The organism is Spiribacter vilamensis (assembly GCF_004217415.1).
In the GTDB taxonomy this organism is placed as follows: Bacteria; Pseudomonadota; Gammaproteobacteria; order Nitrococcales; family Nitrococcaceae; genus Spiribacter; species Spiribacter vilamensis.
Genome location: NZ_SHLI01000001.1, coordinates 1,232,432 through 1,255,252 on the forward strand (window position 1 = coordinate 1,232,432; position 22,821 = coordinate 1,255,252).

Below are 22,821 nucleotides of genomic sequence, written 5' to 3' on the forward strand. Positions count from 1 at the left end.
TGGGCCGGCGCGGTCTCGAGCGTCGGCGTGGCCTCAGTCCTCGTCGGCTTCGGGATCTCGCTCCTCCTGCAGAAGCTCGCGCACGTTCCGCGACGGAACGATGGTGGAAATGGCGTGCTTGTACACCAGCTGACTGATCGAGTTGCGGAGCAGGATCACGAACTGGTCGAAGGAATCCACCTGGCCCTGCAGCTTGATGCCGTTGACCAGATAAATGGACACCGGCACTTTCTCCTTGCGCAGGGCATTGAGGAAGGGTTCCTGCAGTGATTGGCCTTTCGACATGATGCCGTGACTCCTTGCTCGTTCGCGGCGGTTATTATTGTCTGTCTGAATCCCTACGCTACCACGCGATTAATGAGATCACTAAGCCGGTCACAGGGATTGTTCTCCAGCGGATCGAGCCACGCCAGATCCGCCTCCCGGCGCAACCAGGTGACCTGCCGGCGCGCAAACTGGCGGGTCGCCACGGTGCCCCGGAAATGCAGTTCGTCGCGCGCTATCCGCCCGTCCAGGTAACCCCATATCTGCCGGTAGCCGACCGCCCGCATCGACGGTAGATCAGGGTGTATGTCGGCCCGCGCCCGGAGCCCCGCAACCTCGTCGATGACACCATCGGCCAGCATGGCCGCGAACCGGGCCTCGATTCGCTCGTGCAGTATCCGGCGCTCCGCCGGCATCACCCCTACTCTGACTACCGGGCCGGACAGCGGTTCCTGTCCGGCATCGGCCTGCAGCCGACTGATGGGCTGCCCGCTCAGCTCGTAGACCTCGAGCGCCCGCTGAATACGCTGGGCATCGTTGCGATGCAATCGAGCCGCGGTATCGGGATCGGCCTGTGCCAGCCGCTCATGCAGCGCCGGCCAGCCGAGCCGAGCCGCCTCCGCCTCGAGCCGCGCCCGAATGCCGGCGTCCGCGGCGGGCAGCCGCGATAATCCGTAGAGCAGCGAACGGAAATACAGCATCGTCCCGCCTACCAGCACCGGAATACGGCCGGCCTGCCGTGAGGCCTCGATAAGCGGCCGGGCATCGGCCACGAAATCGGCGGCGGAATAGGCCTGCGCCGGATCACGGATATCGATCAGCGCATGCGGCGCCCGCGCCTGCACGGCAGGGGACGGCTTGGCGGTGCCGATATCCAGGCCGCGGTAGACCATCGCCGAGTCGACACTGATCAGATCGACACCACCGCGCTCATGCAATGACAGCGCGAGGTCCGTCTTGCCGGCGGCGGTCGGCCCCATCAGACAGACCACGGGGAGGCTGGCGGCTTCCATCGTCGCTAGCGGCCGCGCAGAAACAGTCGATCGAGATCGGCCATCTGCAGCGACACCCACGTCGGACGACCGTGATTGCACTGATCGATGTTGGGGGTCTTTTCCATATCGCGCAGGAGGTTTTCCTGCTCGGCGGGCGTCAGTCGACGATTGGCGCGGACCGAGCCATGGCAGCCCATGGTCCCGAACAGGTGTTGCTGGCGCTCCTCGATAGCGACGGCGCCCCGATTCACGCGCAGATCCGCGAGCACGTCGCGCAGCAACGCCTCGCCGTCGGCCCGGGCGAGCAGCGCCGGAACGCCGCGCAGCCGCAGCTGCTCCGGACCGGCGCGATCCACCTCCAGACCCACCGACTCGAGCAGTGCCTGGCTATCTTCGACCAAATCCGCCTCGGCCGGTGTCACGGCCACCGCCACCGGGACCAGCAACGGCTGCCGCGCGACGCCCTGGTCACGATACTGGCGCTTGAGCCGCTCATAGACGATGCGCTCGTGGGCGGCGTGCATGTCCACCAGGATCAACCCGTTGGCGGATTCCGCCAGTACGTAGACCCCGTGGATCTGCGCGACCGCATGCCCCAGCCGGGGCACCCCCTCGGTCGACGGTTCCACCGGTTGCTCGGCAGAGCCTTCGGCCGACCCGCTTGCCAGATCGCCATACACGGCCCGTGCCTCGGCCATCGGCAGCGACAGGGCCGCCGTCTGCGGTGCGGCGCCCGTCGACGCGCCCCGTGGGGAGAGCCCCGCACCGGTCCCGGAACCGACCCCGGAGTTGGCCTCGGGACCGGCACCGTCAGCGGTATCGGCGCCGCTCTCGGGGCTGGCACCGCCGTGGGCCAGCGCCCGTTCGATCTGCCGGTGCAGGAAATCGAAGATCAGTCGGCTGTCGCGGAATCGTACCTCGTGCTTGGTCGGGTGCACATTCACATCCACCCGCGCCGGGTCCATCTGCAGGTGCAACAGGTAGGCGGGGAAGCGATCCTTGAACAGCACATCGCTGTAGGCCCGGCGCAGCGCCTGCATGACCAGGCGGTCACGGATCATGCGCCCGTTGAGGTAGACATACTGCAGATCCGGCTGGCCCCGGGAGGCGGTGGGCAGTCCCAGCCAACCCTGCAGCCTCAGCCCGGCCGCCTCGGTATCAATGCGCAGGGACGACGCCACAAAACCCGCGCCCATCAGATCGCCGACCCGCCGGTCCGCGGCCTGGGAGGCGAGCGCCGGGAGATTCAGCAATTCACGCTGATTATGCGTGAGCCGGAAGGCCACTTCCGGCCGTCCCAGTGCGACCCGACGCACCAGCTCCTGGATATGGCGGAGCTCGGTGCGCTCGGTGCGCAGGAATTTGCGCCGCGCCGGCACGGCATGGAAGAGATCGCGGACCTCGATCGTGGTCCCCGGCGGATGCGGGGCCGGTGACGGCGTCGCCGACTGACCCGGGGCGAGGTGGTAACCGTGGTCGTCCCGTGCCGATCGCGAGGTGATCTGCAGATCCGCGACCGAGGCGATGCTCGGCAGTGCCTCGCCGCGGAAGCCGAGTGTCGCGATGTGCTCGAGATCATCGAGGGCCTCGATCTTGCTGGTAGCGTGCGATTCCACCGCCAGCGGCAGATCGGCGGCACTCATGCCCCGCCCGTCATCCCGCACCCGGATCAGCCGCAGGCCGCCCGCCTCGACATCGATCTGAATCGTACCGGCGCCGGCGTCCAGGGCGTTCTCGAGGAGCTCCTTGAGGACCGATGCCGGCCGCTCGATGATTTCACCGGCGGCGATCTGGTTGACGAGTTCGGGGGCGAGGCGCTGGATTGGCATACGAGCTCAGGGAATACGCAGGGTGCGACCGGCCACGATGGTATCGCCGCCCAGTTCATTGGCGCGGCGTAGCGCCCCGACGCTGGTGGCATGGCGCTGGGCGATCGCCGACAGGGTATCGCCCTGCCGGACCTTATACTGGTCGGCCTCGCCCCCGAGCGCCAGTGTCGGCCGTGTGGCGGCGACGTAACTGCGTGTTCCCTGCGTCAACCCGCGCGCGAGCTGATCCTGGTAATCGGCCGAATTCAACCGACGCTCCTCGGCGGGATTGGAGATAAAGGCGAGCTCGACGAGCACGGATGGCATGTCGAGGGATTTCAGCACCGCGAAGCCGGCCTGTTCCACGCCGCTGCCATGCACCTCGCCAAGACTGCCCAGTTCGGCGAGCAGCACGTCGGCGACATCCAGGCTCTCCTCGACGGTATGGGCCCGGGACAGATCCACCAGCACCGAGGCCACCTGCTCGTCCTTGTCAGAGAGTGAGACACCCCCGATGTGATGCGCCTGGTTCTCGGTGCGCGCCAGCATTCGCGCCATCTCGCTGGAGGCACCGTTGCGGGACAGGACGAACACCGACGATCCCCGGACGTTGCGGTCGTGGAAGGCATCGGCGTGCAGCGAGACGAACAGATCCGCTCCGGCCTCCCGGGCCTTGCGGGTACGATCGCGCAGACCGACGTAATAGTCCCCGTCACGCACCAGCACCGCCTCGAGACCGCTGATGGCGTTGATCCGATCGGCAAACTTCCGCGCCACTGTCAGCACAATGTCCTTTTCATGGGTCCCGGCGGCGCCGACCGCGCCCGGATCCCGGCCGCCGTGACCGGCATCAATGGCCACCACGAAGGGTTCGGATCCCCCGCGCTCCGCTGTTCGCACGGGCGGTTTCTCGCCGTCTTTGCCCAGATCCACGACCAGGCGGTGACCCCGGTTTTCGTTCGGTGCCATGGTGAATGCCCGGGCCTCGAGCGCGCGGTCGAGATCGAGCACGATGCGGATGCCCTCATCACGGCGACCGGTGCGTATGCGTCGGATGGGCCCGGCATCACGGATCCCCTCGACCAGCGCCGGGTCGATACGGCCGGCCGACAGATCGATAACCGCCCGATCGGGCTCCTCCAGCGTGAACAGCCGATGATCCGGCGAAGCACTGAGGTCGAACACGATCCGCGTATGCGTCGGCCCGTCCCAGGTGCGCACGTCCTCGACCACCGTCGTGGCAAGCGCTACGCCGGGTGCAAGGATCATCCACAAAAGGATGATCGCGAGAAAAGAGACTCGCCGATCGATCATGATAGCCCCGAGTACGCCACAGGCACCGCTTGATTTCAATAAAATCCCGCATTCATAACGGGATAGGGGCTTCTGCTAGCCCGGCGTCTCAATCATCGCCGCCGGTGCCGGCCACGCCGATGACTGACGGTCCAGTGTCGCCCGGCGCCTCTCGCCCACCGCCGCCAGATGAACGCTCAGGTCGGGCGGCGGCAACACACCCTCGCCCTGCGTCGGCCACTCCACCAGCAGCAACCCGGTGTCGACGAGCTCGCGCAAACCAATGAACTCGAGCTCCTCGGGATCGGCAAGGCGGTAGAGATCGAGGTGATAGACCCGGCGCGCACCCAGCTCGTAGGGCTCCACCAGCGTATAGGTCGGGCTGCGAACCGCGCCACGATGGCCGGCGGCACGCAGGAACCCGCGCACCAGCGTCGTCTTGCCGGCACCGAGATCACCGACAAGATGCACGCAGCCGCGGTCGGGCCGATGCCGCTCGAGCATGGCCCCGAGCGCCTCGGTCGCCGCCTCGTCGGCGAGGTCGACCGTCGCCCGGCTCACGGGTTGACCACCGCCCGCAACCCCTCGAGCACATCCCCCGCCAGCAGGCCGCGCTCGCCCGCGCGAGCCGCCCGATCGGCGGCGCGGGCATGCGCCTGTACCCCGAGACAGGCGGCATCGAACGCCTCCAGTCCCTGGGCGCGCAGCCCGGCAATGACCCCCGTAAGCACATCACCCATGCCCGCAGTCGCCATGCCGGGATTGCCCTCGGTACAGATAACGCGGCGCTGTCTGTCGACGATCAGGGTGCCGGCGCCCTTCAGCACGACAACACCGCCATAGCGCTCGACAATCGCGTCCGCCGCAGCGAAACGGTCATCGAGAATGGCACCGGCGGTGGTCTCGAGCAGACGGGCGGCCTCCCCTGGATGGGGAGTCAACACCCAGTCCTCACGTCGAATCCCGCTACCCGCCAGCCGGTTCAGCCCGTCGGCATCCACCACGACCGGGCCGGTATGCGCCAGTGCCCGCTCGAACAGCGCCGCCCCCCAGGCCGACTGGCCCAGCCCGGGACCAATGGCGAGCGTATCCGTGCCCGCCAGCGCCGCGCCAAAAGCCGCCGCGTCGTCCACCCCGTGGACCATCAACTCGGGACGCGCGGCCAGCACCGCCGATACATGGGCCGGTCGCGTCGCGATACTGACGCGCCCGGCGCCCACGCGGGCCGCCGCCTCGCCCGCCATGCGCACGGCACCGCCCATGCCATGATCGCCACCAACGACCCGGACATGACCGAAATCACCCTTGTGGGAGTTGCGGGCGCGAGGTGGCAGCCCCTCCGCCAGGGCGTCCGCCGACAGCCGCGCCGCCGATGGGTTGATGCCGTCGTAAACCGAGGCCGGAATCCTTAAATCGTCAAAGACAACCTCACCGACGAAGTCCGCTGCATCCCCGGTCAACAGGCCCTGTTTGAGGCCGATGAACGTGGGTGTGATCGCGGCACGGACCGCCGTGCCCATGACGCGGCCCGTGCGCGCATTGAGCCCTGACGGGACATCGAGGCTCATCACCGGAGCGCTCTGGGTATTGAGGGCATCGATGACCGCCGCCATCGTCCCCGTGACCGCGCGATCGATTCCGGTGCCCAGCATCGCATCCACCACCGCATCCGCCTCGCCGAGCGCCGCCCATGGCGAGGCGATCGGGGCGATGAGCGCAAGTGCGGCGTCGGCGGCGTCACGGGCGTGCCCGGTCAGCCGCTGCGGATCGACCAGGGGACACAGGTCGACCGCGAGTCCCGCCTCGCGCGCGAGCCGGGCAACCACATAGCCATCGCCGCCGTTGTTGCCGCCGCCGCAGAGGACGAGCAGATGCCCGGCGTCAGGGAACCGCCGGCGCAGATGCCGCCAGGCCGATTCCCCGGCCCGCCCCATGAGCACACCACCGGGAATGCCATGGTCTTCGATGGCCCGGCGATCGAGCTCACGGACCTGCTCGGGGGTGTAGAGGGTGTGCGGGAGATCATTCATGACTGGGATGATAACGCGCTCACGTTCACCCCGCTCGAGACGGTAAACTGCCGGCATGGCGCAAACGCATGACAATAGCCGGATCCTGCCGGAGATTCGTGAGTGGGCCGGGGAGCTCGGCTTCGATGAACTGGGGGTGGCGCGCCCGGCCCTCGCCCGCGACGAGCAGCATCTGCTGCGCTGGCTGCAGGACGGCCGACACGGCACGATGCGCTGGATGGCCCGCCACGGCGTCAAGCGGGCCCGACCGGAGCGACTGGTGCCCGGGACGATTCGCGTCATCAGCGTACGCATGGACTATCTCCCGCCGGATCTGGAGGCCGACGACGCGATCCTCGCCGATGGCCGGCGTGCCTTCATCGCCCGCTATGCCCTCGGACGGGACTATCACAAACTGATGCGAAAGCGCCTCCAGGCGCTGGCGCAACGGATCGAATCCGCGGTGGGGTCGTTCGGCTACCGGGTGTTCGTCGACAGCGCACCGGTGCTGGAAAAGGCGCTGGGTCGCGATGCCGGGCTGGGCTGGATCGGCAAGAACACGCTCCTGCTCAACCGCCACGCGGGATCGTATTTTTTCCTCGGCGAGATATTCACCGATCTGCCATTACCGACGAGTGAGCCGGTGGCGGATCTGTGCGGGAGCTGTCGGGCCTGCATCGACGTCTGCCCCACCGGGGCCATCACGGGTCCGGGCCAGCTCGACGCGCGGCGCTGCGTGTCGTATCTGACCATCGAGCACGAGGGCAGCATCCCGGAGGAACTCCGCCCCGCGATCGGCAACCGGGTCTTTGGCTGTGATGACTGCCAGGCGGTCTGCCCGTGGAATCGCTATGCCCAGCCCACCGACGAGGCCGATTTCCACCCCCGCCACGGACTCGAAAGCGCGTCGCTGGTAGCGCTGTTCCGGTGGGACGAGGCGACGTTTCTCAAGCGAACCGAGGGCTCCGCCATTCGGCGGCTCGGCCACGAGCGCTGGCTTCGCAATCTGGCCGTCGCCCTCGGCAACGGACCCGCCGACCCCGAGGCCATCGAGGCGCTACGCGAACGCCTCGATCATCCCTCCGCGCTGGTCACCGAGCATGTCCAGTGGGCACTGGCGCGGCTGCTCAACCCCGCCAGTCGTGATAGCGCGCAATCAGTCCAGCGGTGGAGCTATCCAGTCCCGTCGGCTCGAGACCGCCGGCAATGATCGGTTTCAGGTCGTCGGCCAGCCCCTTGCCCAGCTCCACGCCGAACTGATCGAAGGCATTGATGCCCCAAATCGCCGCCTCGACAAAGGCCCGGTGCTCGTAGAGCGCGATCAGCGCACCCAGGCTGCGGGCGTCGAGGCGCCTGAGCAGCAGGGTGTTGCTGGGTCGATTGCCCGGGCAGCGCTGCATCGTCGACAGGCCCTCATCCGCGCGGCCTTCCATCAGTGCCTGCCCCTGGGCGAACAGGTTGGCGGTCAGCTCCAGCGGATCGCCCTTTTCATCGGCCACCGGCCGGGCCACACCGACGAAGTCCACCGGGACCACGTCGGTCCCCTGGTGTAGTGCCTGGAAAAAGGCATGCTGGCCGGGCGTTCCGGTCTGCCCCCACACGGCCGCGGCGGTGGGCAGATCGACCGCTTTGCCATCAGTGTCCACGGACTTGCCATTGCTCTCCATGAGCAACTGCTGGAGATACGCGGGAAGGCGCCCGAGCCGTTCGGTATAGGGCACCACCGCTTGGCTGCGGCGCTCCAGCAAAGTGGCGTTGAGCACCGATACCAGTCCCAGCATGACCGGCATGTTGGCCTCGAGCGGCGCCTCGGCGAAGTGCCGGTCCATGCCATGCGCCCCCTCGAGCAGCGCCTCGAAGGCGGCCGGCCCGATGCCGAGCATGATGGAAAACCCCACCGCCGACCAGAGCGAGTAGCGTCCCCCCACCCAGTCACGCATGGGTAGCGCCAGTTCGGGATCGAGCCCCAGCGCCTGCACCCGATCGAGGTTCGCGGTAATGGCGAGCACCTGGCGGGCGAGGACCTCGTCCGCCGGCACGCCGCGCCGCAGCCAGGCCATCGCCTCGTAGGCATTGGTCATGGTTTCAACCGTTCCGAAACTCTTCGAGACCACGAGCACCAGTGTCCGCTCGGGATCGCAGGCGGCCATGGCCTGCTGCAGCTCGACGCCATCGACATTGGCGACGAAATGCACATCGGGTCCGTCAGCAACGGGGGCCAGCGCCTCGAGCACCAGCCGCGGCCCCAGGTCCGAGCCACCAATGCCAATGTTGATCACATGCTCGATGGGCTTGCCGGTCGCGCCGGTGCGCTGCCCGTCGCGGATCGCGCGCGCGAGCCCGGCCATCCGCGACCGGGTCGTCGCAACGTCTTCGGTGATGGACGCATCCGCCCAGCCGGGCACCCCGGCCGGGACCCGCAGCGCGGTATGGAGTACGGCGCGATCCTCGCTCCGGTTGATGCGCCCGCCGGTCAGCATGGCGTCGCGCTGTCCCTCCACATCCCTCGCCCGGGCGAGTGCCAGCAACCGCTCACGGACATCGCGGGACATCGGCTGTTTGCTGTAATCGAGCAGCAGCCCGTCCAGCGTGATCGAGAAATCGGCGAATCGATCAGGATCCTGGTCGAAAAGCCCGGCAATGGACTGATGCTCGATCGCCGTTCGATCGGCGCTCAGCGATTGCCATTCGGGCGTGGCGTTCAATGGCGTCATGCGTCTCCCTCGGGGTCGTCTGCGGGTCGGCGAACGCGGACATTATCGATCAGCCGCGCGCGTCCCAGGTAGGCCGCGGCGGGGATCACCAGCGCCGTGTCATCGGTCGTTGCGATGCCGAGATCGGCGGCGCGACGGATCTCGAGATAGTCCGGCTCGAGGCCGGCCCGGCGCAGCTGCCGGCAGCCCTCGGCCACCAGCGCCTCGAAATCGGTGGCACCGGCCTCGAGGCGATCGGCCAGGGCGCGGAGGGTCTGGTAGAGCGCGGGTGCCCGGCGCCGCTCGTCGTCGCCGAGATAGGCATTGCGGCTGCTCATGGCAAGCCCGTCGGATTCGCGGGCGATCGCCCCGCCGACGATCTCCACCGGCAGATGCAGATCCCGCACCAGCCGCTGGATAACGAGTAGCTGCTGGTAGTCCTTGAGCCCGAAGACCGCCAGATCGGGCTGGACCAGGTTGAGCAGTTTCGTGACCACCGTGGCCACCCCCGTGAAGTGCCCGGGCCGGGACGCGCCGCAGAGGATGTCGTTGAGCTCGGGCACCGCCACGGTCGTCCGCAATCCGCCCCCGTCGGGATAGAGGGCCTCGACCCCGGGCGCGAACAGCAGATCGGTGTCATGGGCACTGAGCGCCTCGCAGTCGGCCGTCCATGTGCGCGGATAGGTCTCGTAATCCTCGTCCGGCCCGAACTGCGCGGGATTGACGAAGATACTCACGACAGTCCGGTCACTGCGGCTGCGCGCCTCTTCCACCAGTCGGAGATGGCCACCGTGGAGATTGCCCATGGTGGGAACGAAGCCGATGCGCTCACCGGCGCCGCGCCATTCGGCGATCCGCGCGCGCAGCGCGGCGATGTCGGTCACGATCTGCATGGCCTACTCGAAGGAATGCTCGGGACGCGGGAACTCGCGATTGCGGACCGCCTCGACATACGCCTCGACCGCTGCCTGCACGCTGCCGGTATCGGCCAGGAAATCGTGAACGAAGCGGGGCGGCCGGCCCTGTGTCACCCCGAGCATGTCCTGGAGCACCAGGATCTGGCCATCGCAGTCCACGCCGGCACCGATGCCGATCAGCGGCAGCGTCGTCTGCTCGTGCACTCGGGCGGTGACCGCCGCGGACAGGCATTCCACGAGCAGTACGTCGGCGCCGGCGGCCTCGAGCGCGCGGGCGTCTTCGAGCACCTGGCGAGCGCCGTCCTCGTTGCGCCCCTGGATACGGTACCCCCCCAGCTGCCCGACCCGCTGCGGACGCAGACCGAAATGCGCGCAGACCGGCACACCCGCACGTGACAGCGCTTCAACGACCGGTGCCTGGGCGGCATGCGCCTCGATCTTGACCATGTCCGCACCGCCCTCTTTCATGAGCCGGGCAGCGCTCTCGAGGGCCGCGCGGTCATCGGTATCGCTCAGGAAGGGCAGATCGACCATCAGATAGGCACGCGAGAGCCCGCGGGCCACGCAGCGCGTGTGATAGGCCATGTCCGCCAGGGTGACCGGCACCGTACTGGCATGCCCCTGCATCACCATGCCCAGCGAATCACCGACGAGCACCACGTCGACACCGGCGGCATCCACTAGCCGCGCGAAACTGTAGTCATAGGCGGTGAGCGCAACGATCGGGGACTGCTCGGTTTTCATCCGACGCAGCGTGGCAAGCGTTACCGATGGATCCATGATTCAGTCCTCCTCGACCCTGAGGCCGCTGTCATCCACCGCCGCTGCAAGGTCGCCGGCCCGCCCGGCACCGGGCACCCGGCGGTCGGGGTCAATCTCGGCGAGTGGCACGATCACGAAGGCACGGACTGTCACACCCGGATGCGGCACGGTCAGGTCCTCGGTATCGATTTGCGCGTCGTCGTAGAGCAGCAGATCGAGATCGAGTGGCCGCGGCCCCCAGCGACGGCCGTTGCGTTCGCGGCCCGCCGCTGCCTCCAGCGCCTGTAACCCGGCGAGCAGATCATGCGCGGCCCGCGTAGTGTCAAGCGCGGCGACGGCGTTGACGTAATCGGGCTGATCGGCCGGCCCCATGGGCGGATTGCGATAGCGCCGCGAGACCGCCACACAGCGGCACCCGGCAAGCGTATCCAGTGCGGTCACCGCCCGACGGACCTGCGCGGCCGGATCATCGAGATTGCTGCCGATACCGATGAACGCCCGCGTCGTCACCGGTCGGACTCCTCGCCCGGTCCGCGCCGGCGTCCACCCCGCCGGCGGCGGCGACCGGGCGTAGGTGGCGGGGCGTCCTCGCTGCTCTCGGTGTAGCGCTGCCAGGCATCGGCCAGCTCGGGGTCGACCAGTCCGGCCTCGCGGCGCAGCAACAGGAAGTCGTAGGCGGCACGGTAGCGCGGATGCGAGAACAGGCGCCGGGCCTTTTTCTCCGAGGCGGAATCAAAGCGCGGCTGGAGCGCCCAGATCTCGCGCATGGGCATGGCAAAGCGTTTCGGAATCGCCACCTGGCGGAGCTGACGCTCCAGCGCCTCGGTCACTGATTGCTCGAACAGTTCCGGATCGATCCCGGGCTTGAGACGGGCACCGGGCAGCTGGCCGAGAATCGCCGGCCAGAGCAGCGCCGCGAACAGGAAGGCGGGGGTGACCGGCCGGTCATTGTTGACTCGCTGATCGGTACTCTCCAGCGCCCGGGCCACGAACGTCACGTGCTGACCGTGCTCGTCGTCATCCAGCGCCGCATCACTGGCCGGGAAAAGATAACGGAACAGCCCGTGACGGCGCAGCGACTCGAAGGTCTCGACACCCTGCCCCGCCATGAAGAGTTTCAGCACCTCGTCGAACAGCCGTGCCGGCGGGATATCATCGAGCGAATCCGCCATCCGCGGGATGGGATCGGCGGTACGGGCATCGATGGTGAATCCGAGCTTGGCCGCGAAACGCACGGCGCGCAGCATCCGTACCGGATCCTCGCGATAGCGCACCGCCGGATCGCCGATCAACCGCAGGCGACCGGCGCGGAGGTCGGCCATGCCGTCGGTATAATCCACCACCGAGAAATCGGCGATGTTGTAGTACAGGGCATTGATCGTGAAATCGCGGCGCAGGGCATCTTCCTCGATCGTCCCGTAGACATTGTCGCGCAGGACCAGCCCGTCCTCGACGACGCGATCGGCGGCGTCGGCGTCGGCATCCGGCGTCGGGGCGCGGAAGGTCGCCACCTCGATGATCTCCGGGCCCCAGTGGACATGGGCCAGCCGGAAGCGCCGACCGATCAGTCGGCAGTTGCGAAACAGCGCCTTGACCTCGTCGGGTGTCGCATCGGTGGCGACGTCGAAGTCCTTCGGTTCACGACCGAGCGAGAGATCGCGCACGCCACCACCGACCAGGTAGGCGCCGTAGCCGGCATTCTTCAGCCGGTAGAGCACGCTAAGCGCCTTGTCACTGATCTGTGCCCGCGAGATCACATGCTGATCACGGGTGATGATGGTCGGGGTAATCCCCCGGGCTTGCGCGACAGTCACGGTGTGAATCCAGCCTCTTGTGCCACAAAAACTAGGCCGTATAATAACAGGCTGTGCCGGCGGCGCCGATCGCGGCGCTCAAATGCAAAAGAGCAAGACATGCTCCCATCGTCTAGCGGTAAGGACGCCGCCCTCTCAAGGCGGAAACAGGGGTTCAAATCCCCTTGGGAGCACCACTGATCCGGCATTCCCATGACGACCATCCCTTCTGAAAACCGGCCCAGCCTGCTGCGACGCCTCGCGGCGGTGTTGTACGACGGACTCCTCCTGATCGCCCTCTGGATGGCGGCAAGCGCCCTGTGGATCGGCTTCCAGGGTGGCGAGGCCGCGACCGCCGGCGACGGGCTCTTCCGGCTCTACCTGCTCGCCATTGCGTACGCGTTTTTCACGGGCTTCTGGGTGCGGGGCGGCCATACGCTCGGGATGCAGGCCTGGCGGCTGCGGCTCGTGGATGCCGACGGCGGACGCGTCACGGTGCGCGCGGCAACCCACCGCTTCGTGGCTGCCATGCTCTCCTGGCTCCCCGCCGGCCTCGGTTTTCTCTGGGCGCTGTTCGATCGCGAGCAGCTCACCTGGCATGACCGGCTGTCGCAGACCTACCTCCGGGTGGAACCGAAGCGGCGCTGATCAGCGGACCCGTCGCAGCGCGACGAGCGCGATCAGCAGGAATGCGCCGGTGGGCGCGAGCGCGCTGAACGCCGGCGGCAGTCCGTAGACCAGCCCGGCATTGCCGAGGAAACGGTTGAGCAGGAAGAACGCCAGCCCAATCAGCACCCCCAGGAAGATCTGCTGGCCGACACCGGTGCTGCGCTGGGAGCCGAACACCAGTGGCACCGTCAGCAACAGCATCACCACCGTTGCCAGCGGCGTGGCGATCTTTACCCACAGCGCCAGGCGATAGCGATCACTCTGCAGATCATTCGCCTCGAGGTAGTCGATATAGCGGAGGAGCTCACGGCCGGGCAGCGTCTGCGCCTCCTGAACGACCACCTCGAGGGTCGCCGGTTGCAGCTGACCGCCGATCGCCAGCCGGTCGCGGTTCTCGACCTCGACCGGGAAATCCCCGAGCGCCGTCACCGTCACATCGCGCAGCTGCCATTGCGAGTCGACGAAACGCGCCCGGGGCGCGGTGATGATGCGCCTGAGACGGTTGTCGCGGATCTCGTAGGCCCGCACCCCCGCCAGCAGATCGGCCTGCACCACCCGATCGATCCGCAGACGGTAGTCCCCGTCACGGGCCCAGAGCCCACCCGCCGACGTGCCGATGCGCCCGCCGGCGGCCTCGGCACGCACGGCCTGTGCCAGCTGATTGGCGGGTGGCGCGACAAACTCCCCCAGCAGAGCCGCGAGCAGGGCCAGACCTACCCCGGCGATCACCACCGCGCGGGCGATCTGCCCCACCGAGCGGCCCACCGCCCGCATGACCACCAGCTCACTGCGCGCCGCGAGCGCCCCCAGGCTCACCAGCGCGCCGATCAGCGTCGCCATGGGGAAGGCCTCGTAGGCACGCTGCACCATTGACAGGGCGACCACCAGCATCGCCGCGGCGAAATCATAATCGCCTCGACCGATGTCGTCGGCCTCGTCGATGAACTCGAATACGAAGCTCAGGCTGACGATGACCACCAGCCCCATGAGCGCGCCGCCCAGCACCGTGGTCGCGATATAACGATCGAGCCGCTTGATCATGACCGGGCCTTTCGCCAGCGCCACCCGAGTTGACGGTGCATCGCCACCAGGACGATCACGAGGGCAAGGGCATGGATCCAGCCCAGGCCCGGCCATTTCGAGAGGCCGCCCGTCACCATCCAGTCACTCGCCGTGAACAGGAGGTTGAAATAGATCATGAACAACAGGACCGCCGTCACGACACGTCCGTAACGGCCACTGCGCGGATCCGTGCGGGCAAGCGGCAGGCTGCCCAGCGCCAGCACAAAGACCATGACCGGGAAAGAGAGCCGGCGCTGCAGTTCGGCCAGTGCCCGCACATCGTCCGCTGCCAGCAGCGCTGCGAGGGGTTGCGCATCGCGACCGACGCCGGGTTCGACCGGGTCGGGTTCGGCGATCCGCACGCCGTGCTCGGCAAAGTCCATCAGGCGCCATTCGGCCCGTCCGGCACGACCCTCGTAGCGCCAGCCGTCCTCGAGGACCAGGAACTCGCCGGGTGCGATCGCGTTGATTTCGCGGCGCGCGCGCGGGGCAACCCACACCTGGTAGGCGCCGTCGACGCGACGCTCGGCGAAGACGCCCCGCAGCGTCCCGTCCCCCTCCACGGTCTCGACGTAGACGGTCACCTCGCCCCCCAGCGCCAGAAAGCGCCCGGGCTGGACACCGCCGAACCGGGCCTGCTGCTCGGCGTTGGCGAGGATGCGATCGGCCTCGCGTTCGGCACCGGGCCCGAGGCTGAGTGACAGCACCGCCACCAGCCCTGCCAGCGGCACCGCGAGCGCGAAGATGCCCGTGTAGACCCGGCCCGGCCCGATCCCGCAGCCCGCCATCGCGGTCATCTCCGAATCGCGATAGAGCCGGCCGAGCGCCATGACCACGCCAAGGAAAAAACTGCCCGGCAGCACCACCCCGAGATTGGCGACGGCCTTCAGCCCCAGGAGCGTGAAAATGATATCGGCCGGGATATCACCACTCGCCGCATCCGCCATGAACCGGATCAGCCGATTGGTCAGCAACACAACCACCAGCACGACCGTCACGCCGAGCCAGGCGAACAGCACCTCGCGGAGCACGTAACGCGTCAGCCGGTTCAGCCCCACGACAGCGCCCCGGTCCCTGCGGTAATCTGTAGCGGTTTATGCAATGTGATCGTATCCATGCCAGATCGCCGTGACCGGCACATGGTACCGCGCCGGAGCGAATGATGCCGCGCGTCGATTTCTACATCCTTCGGCAAGCAGAGCCGGCGCAACGCGTCCACTTCTGCTGCCGGCTGGCCGCGCGCGCCTGGCGCGAGGGGCTGGGTGTCTGGATTCGTACCCGCGATGCCAGCGCGAGCGAGCAGCTCGACGAGGCCTTGTGGACGTTCGACGAGGCGAGCTTCATCCCCCACGGAACGACGTCTCTCGACGGCGACAACCCGATCGTGATCAACCACGAGGCGAGCCCGGGCGCGCTGCTCATCAACCTCGCCGACTCACTGCCCGAGGACTGGCAAGAGCGCGACCGCATTGCCGAGATAATTACCGCCGACGAAGCCACTCGCCAGGCCGGGCGCGTGCGCTACCGCGATTACCAGCAGGCCGGCGCCACACCGCAGACCCACCGCATCGAACACTAGGAGCGCTCACCCGCCATGGATAAAACCTACACCCCCGCCAGCATCGAGTCCCACTGGTACAAGCAATGGGAGCAGGCGGGCCATTTCCGACCCGGTGGTTCGGGCGACCCCTACTGCATCATGATTCCGCCGCCGAACGTCACCGGCACCCTGCATATGGGGCACGCCTTCCAGGACACGTTGATGGACGTGCTGACGCGCTATCACCGGATGGCCGGTTACAACACCCTCTGGCAACCGGGCACCGACCATGCGGGGATCGCGACGCAGATGGTCGTCGAGCGTCAGCTCAATGCCGAGGGCGGCGATCGCCATGCACTGGGGCGCTCGGCCTTCGTCGAGAGGATCTGGGAATGGAAGGCCCGGTCGGGCGGCACCATCCAGAATCAGATGCGCCGCCTGGGGGCCTCGGTGGACTGGACGCGCGAGCGCTTCACCATGGACGACGGGCTCTCGGAGGCCGTTCAGGCGGTGTTCGTGCAGCTCTACAACGAGGGGCTGATTTATCGCGGCGAGCGGCTGGTGAACTGGGACCCGGTCCTGCAGACGGCGGTGTCCGACCTCGAGGTCGAATCGGCCGAGGAGCAGAGCTCGATCTGGCGGCTGCGCTATCCCATCGTCGGCAGCGATGACTGGCTGGTCGTGGCGACCACCCGCCCCGAGACCATGCTGGGCGATACCGCAGTGGCGGTGAATCCGCACGACGAGCGCTTTCAGTCGCTGATCGGCGGCCGGGTACGCCTGCCCCTGGTGGATCGGGAGATCCCCATTGTGGCCGACGAGTACGTCGATCCGGCGTTCGGGACGGGTTGCCTGAAGATCACCCCCGCCCACGACTTCAACGACTACGAGGTGGGTCTGCGCCACGGCTGCACGCCCATCAACATCCTCACCGAGGATGCCCGCATCAATGCCAACGCCCCGGCGACCTACCAGGGACTGGATCGCTACGAGGCGCGCGATCGCATCGTCGCCGACTTCGAGGCAGCGGGGCTGCTCGACGGTGTCGATCCCCACCGATTGATGGTCCCGCGCTGCGATCGGACCGGCGTGGTGGTCGAACCCTACCTGACCTACCAGTGGTTCGTGGATCTCACCCGCGACACCCAGGCGGACGGCCGCCCCGGCGGTGCGCGCGAGATCACCCGGCCGGCCATCGATGCGGTCCGCAGCGGCGACATCCGCTTTATCCCGGAGAACTGGACCAAGACCTATTTCAACTGGCTGGAGGATATCCAGGACTGGTGCATCAGTCGCCAGCTCTGGTGGGGACATCGCATCCCCGCCTGGTACGACGGCGACGGCAACATCTATGTCGGCAGTGACGAGGCGGATGTCCGCGCGAGGCACGATCTGGCACCCGAGGTGGAACTCAGCCAGGACGAGGATGTACTCGACACCTGGTTCTCCTCGGCCCTGTGGCCCTTCTCCACCCTGGGCTGGCCCGAAGAGACCACCGAGCTCCACACCTTCTACCCCACCAGTGTGCTGGTCACCGGGTTCGACATCATCTTCTTCTGGGTGGCCCGCATGATCATGATGGGGCTGAAGTTCCGTGGCGAAGTGCCGTTTCGCGAGATCTACATCCACGGCCTGGTACGGGACAGCCATGGCGCGAAGATGTCGAAATCGAAGGGTAACGTCCTCGATCCGATCGACATCATCGATGGTATCGACCTCGAGAGCCTGGTCGCCAAGCGCACCACCGCACTGATGCAGCCGCAAATCGCCCCGACCATCGAGAAGCAGACCCGCGAGGCCTTTCCCGAGGGGATCGCCGAACACGGCACCGACGCGCTGCGCTTTACCTTCGCGAGCCTCGCCACCACCGGGCGCGACGTGGTCTTCGACATGGGCCGGGTCGATGGCTATCGCAACTTCTGCAACAAGCTCTGGAACGCGGCGCGCTATGTGCTGATGAACTGCGAGGGCAAGCTCGACGACATCAACGAAGCGTCGATGGCGTACGGCACGGCCGAGCGCTGGATCGTGACCCGCTTGCAGCGCACCGCGCAGACCGTCAACGAGGCGATCCAGAGCTATCGCATGGACCTGGCCGCCCAGGCGATCTACGAGTTCACCTGGGACGAGTACTGCGACTGGTACCTGGAGCTGAGCAAACCCGCCCTGCAGGGCGATGCCGACACCCCCCACGCCCGCGGCACGCGCTATACGCTGGTCAGGGTGCTGGAGACGTTACTGCGGCTGGTCCACCCCATGATGCCGTTCATCACCGAGTCGATCTGGCAGCGGGTCGCACCGGTGGCCGGTATCAAGGGCGAGACGATCATGACCCAGGCCTTCCCGGCCGCCGACCCGGAACGCATCGATGCCGACGCCGAGGCGGAAATCGACTGGCTGCAGCGCTTCATCCTGGGTATCCGCCGGATTCGTGGCGAGATGGATATCGCCCCCGGCAAGCGTCTGCCGGTCATGCTCGGCAACGCCGGCCCGCTGGATCAAAGCCGGGTCGAACGCCATCGTGCCGAGCTCGACTTCCTCGCCCGCCTGGAATCGATCCGGATCCTCGATGCCGGCGAGGAGGCCCCGGAATCGGCCCTGGCGCTGGTCGACGAGCTCGAGATCCGGGTCCCCATGGCCGGGCTCATCGACCGCGATGCCGAGCTCGCCCGGCTCGCGAAGGCGCGCGGCCGACTCGCCGAAGATCTGGCGAGAGTCAGGGCAAAGCTCGACAACGCCTCGTTCGTCGAACGCGCACCGGCGGACGTCGTCCAGCGCGAGCGTGACAAGCTCGCGGAGGCGGAATCCGCACTGGCGCGGACCGACGAGCAGATCGCCCGCGTCGAGCGGCTTTAAGTTTGCGGAGGCGGGGCACCAACGGCATACTCTTGCTGACACAATCTGAACCCACGTCGCCAGGGGAGTCTCCGGACTGAGAGTGCGCAGCCGCGCTGACCCTGGAACCTGAACCGGATGATACCGGCGGAGGAAGCGCGACATGCCCAACCTGACCCTCGTGGCCATCACGGCCGCTCTCATCATTTTTGTCCTGCTCGGGCTGCGTGCCCGTCGTACAAGCGGGCTCGACGACTACCTGACGGCGCGCGACACCCAGACCGGGAAGACCCTGGGGCTGTCGTTCCTGGCCTCCGGCATGGGGGCCTGGATCCTGTTCGCCCCGCCGGAGATCGGTGCCTTCGTCGGTCCGGTGGCCGTTGCGGGTTATGCCATCGGTTCCGCACTGCCGTTCATTATCCTCGGCCTCGTCGGCCCGGCGGTGCGCCGACGCCTGCCCGCCGGACGCAGCCTGACGGAATTCACGGCAAACCGGTTCGGGACCGGGTTCCGGCACTGGATAGCCGCCCTCTCGGTCCTCTACATGCTCTGTTTCCTCGCCGCCGAACTGACCGCCGTCGGTGCCATCACCGGCCTGCTGTCGAATGTCGACGCGCGCTACGCGATCATCGCCGTCGCCGTCACGACGCTGGTCTACACCACCGCCGGCGGTCTGCGGGCGAGCCTCGTTACCGATCGCTGGCAGGCGGGGCTGCTGATTGCCCTGATCGCGACCGTCGGCGTGGCCGCCTTCGTCTTCGCCCCCACCCCGTCCGCCGACAGCGGCGGCGCCTTACCCACCACGCTGCTCGGCGACGCCCTCGGCGTGGCGCTGACACTGATCATCGCGGTGACCGCTGCCAACCTGTTCCACCAGGGCTACTGGCAGCGCGTCTGGGCGGCCAGCGACAATGGCGCGCTGCGGCGGGGCGCGCTGATCGGTGGCGTCACCACCGTGATCGTGGTCGCCATCCTCGGCACCGCCGGGGTACTGGCCGCGGCGCGTGGGCTGCCACTGGGTACGCCGCCGACACCGTTCTTCGCGCTGATCGCCGATACGCCCGGCTGGCTGACCCTGCCGGCGCTGATCCTCGGGATTACCCTCGTGGCCTCGTCCGTGGATACCCTGCAGAACGCCCTGGTATCGCTGGGCGTCACCGAGAGCGGCCGTATCGGGCTACGCGGCGCGCGCTGGCTGTCGGCGCTGTTGATGGTGCCCGTCGTCATCCTAGCCCTGCAGCAGATCTCGGTGCTGCGGCTTTTCCTGATCGCTGATCTGCTCTGCGCCACCGCCGTCATCCCGCTGTTGAGCGGCCTGTCCGATCGGGTGGCACCGCGTGGCGCGATCCTGGGTGCGGTCGCCGGGCTGATCGGAGCGGTACTGCCCGGTTCCCTCGCCGGGGGCGGCCTGGGCGCCGGGTTGCTGGCGGCGAGCTTCCCCGCCGGTACACCGACACTGGGCCCGTTCCTCGGCGCGCTGACCGCCTCGGCGGTGGTCACCGCGGCGGCGGCCGGCTATGGCACGAAGGTCAGCCAGCCTGGCTGAGTACCAGGTTCACGACCACGACCAGCACCACCACGAATAATGCGGTAAAGAGCAGACCGGCGATAATGAATCGGCCCGCGCTGCCGTTGGCGAAATCGCGCTGGCGGGCCTCCTCGGACTGCACGCCGAACGCCGCGGCGGCCGTGCTTTTGATGGCCTGCCAGAGGGTGACGCGGGGTTTCCGGTTTGCCGAGGGTTGCGGGTCGGTCATGTCGGAGAATCCTCCCTGGTGTCGATAAGCATGAGCAAGAGCGCGCCGCCGACAAACAGCGCCACAAGCGCGAGCATCGAATAGCGCACATCGCCGAACAATACGCCCAGCGCACCGAACAGCGGCGGACCGATCAGGGCGGCCGACTTGCCGAGCACATTGTAGAATCCGAAAAACTCACCGGCACGATCCGCCGGGATGAGACCGGCAAAGAACGAGCGGCTCAGGGCCTGGACCCCGCCCTGGGCCACACCGACCAGTCCGGCAATGACATAAAACTCCCAGGGCGAGCGGATGAACGCGCCCCAGACGGCGATAACGACATAGAGCAACAAGCCGGTCAGGATGCCACGGCGCGCGCCGATGCGCTGGCCGATCGTCCCCATGAGCAGGGCGGCGGGAAACCCGACGAACTGCGTGATGAGCAGCGCGAGCATCAGATCATTCTGCTCGAAGCCCAGCGAGCGACCATAGGCGACGGCCATGCGAATCGTCGTCCCGACCCCGTCGATGTAGAGGAAATACGCGAGCAGGAACAGCCATACGGGGCGGTAGACACGCAGATGGGTCAGCGTCGAGCGAAGCTGTCGCAGCCCGCCGGAGATCGCCGCCGGGCCCGGCACCAGGCGGGCCGGTTCGGGCACGTTGAATGCCAGCGGCAGCGTGAACAGCACCCACCACGCCCCGGTGACCACGAAGGCCGCCAGGGCCGCGTCCGCCGCGGATGCCAGCCCGAACCACTGCGGCTGCAGGACCGCGATGATACAGCCCAGATAGACCAGACCGCCGCCGAGATACCCCAGCCCGAACCCGAAACCGGAAACCGCATGCCAGCGATCCGGCGGAGCGATACCGACCAGAAGGGCATCGTAGAAGAGATTGGCGGCCATGAAACCGATCGTCGCGAAAACGAACAGCAACGCCGCCAACCACCCCATCTCCGCCGGCACCAGCGCCAGCAGGGCGGTCAGCGCCGCCGCCGGGAGGGCAAATCCGAGCAGCATCGCTTTACGCCGCCCGGCGCGATCGGCGATGGCACCGAGGAGGGGAGCGATGAGAACGATCACCAGACTGGCCAGGCCGTTTGCCCAGCCGAGCCGCAGGTTGGCAACCGCCGGTGTGGCCGACGCGTTCCAGTAGTCCTGGAACAGGATCGGGAACAGGCCCGCCATTACCACGGTGGCAAACGCCGAGTTGGCCCAGTCATAGAGGGCCCAAGACCAGACGACCCGCCGCTGCCCGGCCGCGCCGGTCATCGCCGTCCGACCGGCGCGACCTCCCGCAGGTCATAACGCATGACCAGCGCGTCCTCACGACCCTCTTCCGTGCGGTAATACCCCGGCCGTCGGCCAACGCGGCGAAAACCGAGGCGGCTGTACAGGTGCACCGCCGGTGCATTGCTGGGGCGGACCTCTAGGAATACGGACTCGGCGCCCAGCGCCTCGGCACGGGTCAGCGCCTGCTCGAGGAGCGCCCGCCCGAATCCGCGGTCATGCCAGTCGGGATGCACCGCCAGGTTGAGGACATGGGCCTCGCCGGGCCCCATCGCGAGGATGACATGGCCGACCACCCGGTCGGTGGCGAGCTGTACCCAGCATTCATACCCCATGCGCAGGCAGTCACGGAAAATATTCAGCGCCCACGGATAGTCATAGGCGTTCGACTCGACGGCGTAGACCGCGGTGACATCCCGCGGCCGCATGGCCCGGATGACCGGCAGCCAGTCCACGGGGGCGGCGGTCATGTCGCGACCTCCCGCAGATAGCGCTTGAGCATCACGAGATCGTCCCAGGCCTGTGCCTTGGCCGGCGGACGCCGCAACAGATAGGCGGGATGATAGGTCGCCCGCAGGGGAATACCGGCCTCGCCGATGGCATGCCACTGGTTACGCAGCTTGCCGATCGTGCGGCTGCTCCCGGTCAGTGACTGCGCGGAGACCCGCCCCACCGCGAGGATAGCCGCCGGGCGAATGAACTCGATCTGGGCATCCAGCCACGGTCGGCAGGCGTCGATCTCGGCGGTCTTCGGATCGCGGTTTTCCGGCGGCCGCGACTTGATGACGTTGGTGATGAAAACGCCCTGGTGACGGTCGAGCCCGATCGCGGCAAGCATGGCGTCGAGTAGCTGACCGGCGCGTCCCACGAACGGCTCACCACGACGGTCCTCCTCGGCCCCGGGGGCCTCACCGATGATCATCAGACGGGCGGCCCGATCGCCAACGCCGGGGACCGCCCGATTGCGCGTCGCGTGGAGCGGGCAGCGCTGACAGCCCTCGATGCCCGCGATCAGCGCCGACCAGTCGGGGCCGGCCTCCGCTGCCGCCGGTTCGTCGGCATCCCCCGCCGTCACCGCCCGCCGGCGCCAGACCGTGAGTCCCATCTCATCGAGCATCCGCCGACGCCGCTGATCGATCATGCCGACACC

General features: G+C 67.6%; 22 protein-coding genes, 1 tRNA gene and 1 riboswitch. Of the genes, 6 read left to right on the top strand and 17 right to left on the bottom strand.

Features of this window, described 5'->3' with window-relative positions:
* Positions 1-33 precede the first annotated feature (33 nt).
* From hfq to EV698_RS06180, 6 genes are all read right to left on the bottom strand, one after another.
* On the bottom strand, positions 34-285 hold the full coding sequence (hfq, locus tag EV698_RS06155) for an RNA chaperone Hfq (protein WP_130503227.1): 252 nt from the start codon (positions 283-285) through the stop codon (positions 34-36).
* 53 nt (positions 286-338) lie between these two features.
* Complete coding sequence (miaA, locus tag EV698_RS06160) at positions 339-1,277, bottom strand: tRNA (adenosine(37)-N6)-dimethylallyltransferase MiaA (RefSeq protein ID WP_130503228.1); 939 nt, start codon at positions 1,275-1,277, stop codon at positions 339-341.
* Positions 1,278-1,282: 5 nt separating this feature from the next.
* Positions 1,283-3,088, bottom strand: coding sequence for a DNA mismatch repair endonuclease MutL (mutL, locus tag EV698_RS06165; protein WP_130503229.1), 1,806 nt, complete (start codon positions 3,086-3,088; stop codon positions 1,283-1,285).
* A 6-nt stretch (positions 3,089-3,094) separates the two neighbouring features.
* On the bottom strand, positions 3,095-4,381 hold the full coding sequence (locus tag EV698_RS06170) for an N-acetylmuramoyl-L-alanine amidase (RefSeq protein ID WP_130503230.1): 1,287 nt from the start codon (positions 4,379-4,381) through the stop codon (positions 3,095-3,097).
* A gap of 75 nt (positions 4,382-4,456) precedes the next feature.
* The gene (gene tsaE / locus EV698_RS06175; protein WP_130503231.1) at positions 4,457-4,921 is read right to left on the bottom strand and encodes a tRNA (adenosine(37)-N6)-threonylcarbamoyltransferase complex ATPase subunit type 1 TsaE; all 465 of its coding nucleotides are present in this window, start codon (positions 4,919-4,921) and stop codon (positions 4,457-4,459) included.
* A complete protein-coding gene (locus EV698_RS06180) occupies positions 4,918-6,447 on the bottom strand; it encodes an NAD(P)H-hydrate dehydratase (protein WP_239016217.1) in 1,530 nt (509 codons plus the stop codon). Before EV698_RS06180 ends, tsaE begins: the two co-directional genes overlap by 4 nt.
* Here EV698_RS06180 and queG point away from each other — a divergent pair.
* Positions 6,446-7,579, top strand: a complete 1,134-nt coding sequence (gene queG / locus EV698_RS06185; protein ID WP_130503232.1) for a tRNA epoxyqueuosine(34) reductase QueG — start codon at positions 6,446-6,448, stop codon at positions 7,577-7,579. The two genes, EV698_RS06180 and queG, sit on opposite strands and share 2 nt — an antisense overlap.
* On the opposite strand, the gene pgi is transcribed toward queG, so the two are convergent.
* The 5 genes from pgi to pcnB are packed head-to-tail and all read right to left on the bottom strand — an operon-like array spanning position 7,497 to position 12,564.
* Positions 7,497-9,083 (bottom strand): glucose-6-phosphate isomerase, encoded by a 1,587-nt coding sequence (gene pgi / locus EV698_RS06190; protein WP_130503233.1) that lies wholly within the window; start codon positions 9,081-9,083, stop codon positions 7,497-7,499. The two genes, queG and pgi, sit on opposite strands and share 83 nt — an antisense overlap.
* Positions 9,080-9,955 carry a pantoate--beta-alanine ligase gene (gene panC / locus EV698_RS06195; protein ID WP_130503234.1) on the bottom strand — a complete coding sequence of 292 codons (876 nt, stop codon included), beginning with the start codon at positions 9,953-9,955 and terminating at the stop codon, positions 9,080-9,082. Before panC ends, pgi begins: the two co-directional genes overlap by 4 nt.
* A 3-nt stretch (positions 9,956-9,958) precedes the next feature.
* A complete protein-coding gene (gene panB, locus EV698_RS06200) occupies positions 9,959-10,759 on the bottom strand; it encodes a 3-methyl-2-oxobutanoate hydroxymethyltransferase (protein WP_130503235.1) in 801 nt (266 codons plus the stop codon).
* A 3-nt stretch (positions 10,760-10,762) separates the two neighbouring features.
* Positions 10,763-11,251: a 2-amino-4-hydroxy-6-hydroxymethyldihydropteridine diphosphokinase gene (gene folK, locus EV698_RS06205; RefSeq protein WP_130503236.1), complete on the bottom strand. Its 489-nt coding sequence runs from the start codon at positions 11,249-11,251 to the stop codon at positions 10,763-10,765.
* A complete protein-coding gene (pcnB, locus tag EV698_RS06210) occupies positions 11,248-12,564 on the bottom strand; it encodes a polynucleotide adenylyltransferase PcnB (RefSeq protein WP_130503237.1) in 1,317 nt (438 codons plus the stop codon). The genes folK and pcnB overlap by 4 nt, the downstream gene beginning before the upstream one ends.
* A 92-nt stretch (positions 12,565-12,656) precedes the next feature.
* Here pcnB and EV698_RS06215 point away from each other — a divergent pair.
* Positions 12,657-12,731 (top strand) — tRNA-Glu (locus EV698_RS06215).
* 16 nt (positions 12,732-12,747) lie between these two features.
* Positions 12,748-13,182: an RDD family protein gene (locus EV698_RS06220; RefSeq protein ID WP_130503238.1), complete on the top strand. Its 435-nt coding sequence runs from the start codon at positions 12,748-12,750 to the stop codon at positions 13,180-13,182.
* Here EV698_RS06220 and lptG read toward each other — a convergent pair whose 3' ends face one another.
* On the bottom strand, positions 13,183-14,268 hold the full coding sequence (lptG, locus tag EV698_RS06225) for an LPS export ABC transporter permease LptG (protein ID WP_239016219.1): 1,086 nt from the start codon (positions 14,266-14,268) through the stop codon (positions 13,183-13,185).
* Positions 14,241-15,323 carry an LPS export ABC transporter permease LptF gene (gene lptF, locus EV698_RS06230; RefSeq protein ID WP_130503240.1) on the bottom strand — a complete coding sequence of 361 codons (1,083 nt, stop codon included), beginning with the start codon at positions 15,321-15,323 and terminating at the stop codon, positions 14,241-14,243. Before lptF ends, lptG begins: the two co-directional genes overlap by 28 nt.
* A 104-nt stretch (positions 15,324-15,427) precedes the next feature.
* Here lptF and EV698_RS06235 point away from each other — a divergent pair, with 104 nt between their 5' ends.
* The 3 genes from EV698_RS06235 (at position 15,428) to EV698_RS06245 (ending at position 20,186) form a co-directional block, all read left to right on the top strand.
* Positions 15,428-15,844 (top strand): DNA polymerase III subunit chi, encoded by a 417-nt coding sequence (locus tag EV698_RS06235; protein ID WP_165385736.1) that lies wholly within the window; start codon positions 15,428-15,430, stop codon positions 15,842-15,844.
* A 15-nt stretch (positions 15,845-15,859) separates the two neighbouring features.
* Positions 15,860-18,661, top strand: a complete 2,802-nt coding sequence (locus tag EV698_RS06240; RefSeq protein WP_130503242.1) for a valine--tRNA ligase — start codon at positions 15,860-15,862, stop codon at positions 18,659-18,661.
* A gap of 51 nt (positions 18,662-18,712) precedes the next feature.
* Positions 18,713-18,814, top strand: a riboswitch (TPP riboswitch).
* The gene (locus tag EV698_RS06245) at positions 18,804-20,186 is read left to right on the top strand and encodes a sodium:solute symporter family transporter (RefSeq protein ID WP_130503243.1); all 1,383 of its coding nucleotides are present in this window, start codon (positions 18,804-18,806) and stop codon (positions 20,184-20,186) included. It overlaps the preceding riboswitch by 11 nt.
* Here the strand turns inward: EV698_RS06245 and EV698_RS06250 are convergent.
* From EV698_RS06250 to EV698_RS06265, 4 genes are read right to left on the bottom strand one after another with little or no spacing between them, the layout of a single operon-like run.
* Positions 20,170-20,397, bottom strand: coding sequence for a DUF2970 domain-containing protein (locus EV698_RS06250; RefSeq protein WP_130503244.1), 228 nt, complete (start codon positions 20,395-20,397; stop codon positions 20,170-20,172). The two genes, EV698_RS06245 and EV698_RS06250, sit on opposite strands and share 17 nt — an antisense overlap.
* Positions 20,394-21,653 carry an MFS transporter gene (locus EV698_RS06255; RefSeq protein ID WP_130503245.1) on the bottom strand — a complete coding sequence of 420 codons (1,260 nt, stop codon included), beginning with the start codon at positions 21,651-21,653 and terminating at the stop codon, positions 20,394-20,396. Before EV698_RS06255 ends, EV698_RS06250 begins: the two co-directional genes overlap by 4 nt.
* Positions 21,650-22,141, bottom strand: coding sequence for a ribosomal protein S18-alanine N-acetyltransferase (gene rimI, locus EV698_RS06260; RefSeq protein ID WP_130503246.1), 492 nt, complete (start codon positions 22,139-22,141; stop codon positions 21,650-21,652). Before rimI ends, EV698_RS06255 begins: the two co-directional genes overlap by 4 nt.
* Positions 22,138-22,812, bottom strand: coding sequence for a uracil-DNA glycosylase (locus EV698_RS06265; protein ID WP_130503247.1), 675 nt, complete (start codon positions 22,810-22,812; stop codon positions 22,138-22,140). The genes rimI and EV698_RS06265 overlap by 4 nt, the downstream gene beginning before the upstream one ends.
* Positions 22,813-22,821 lie beyond the last annotated feature (9 nt).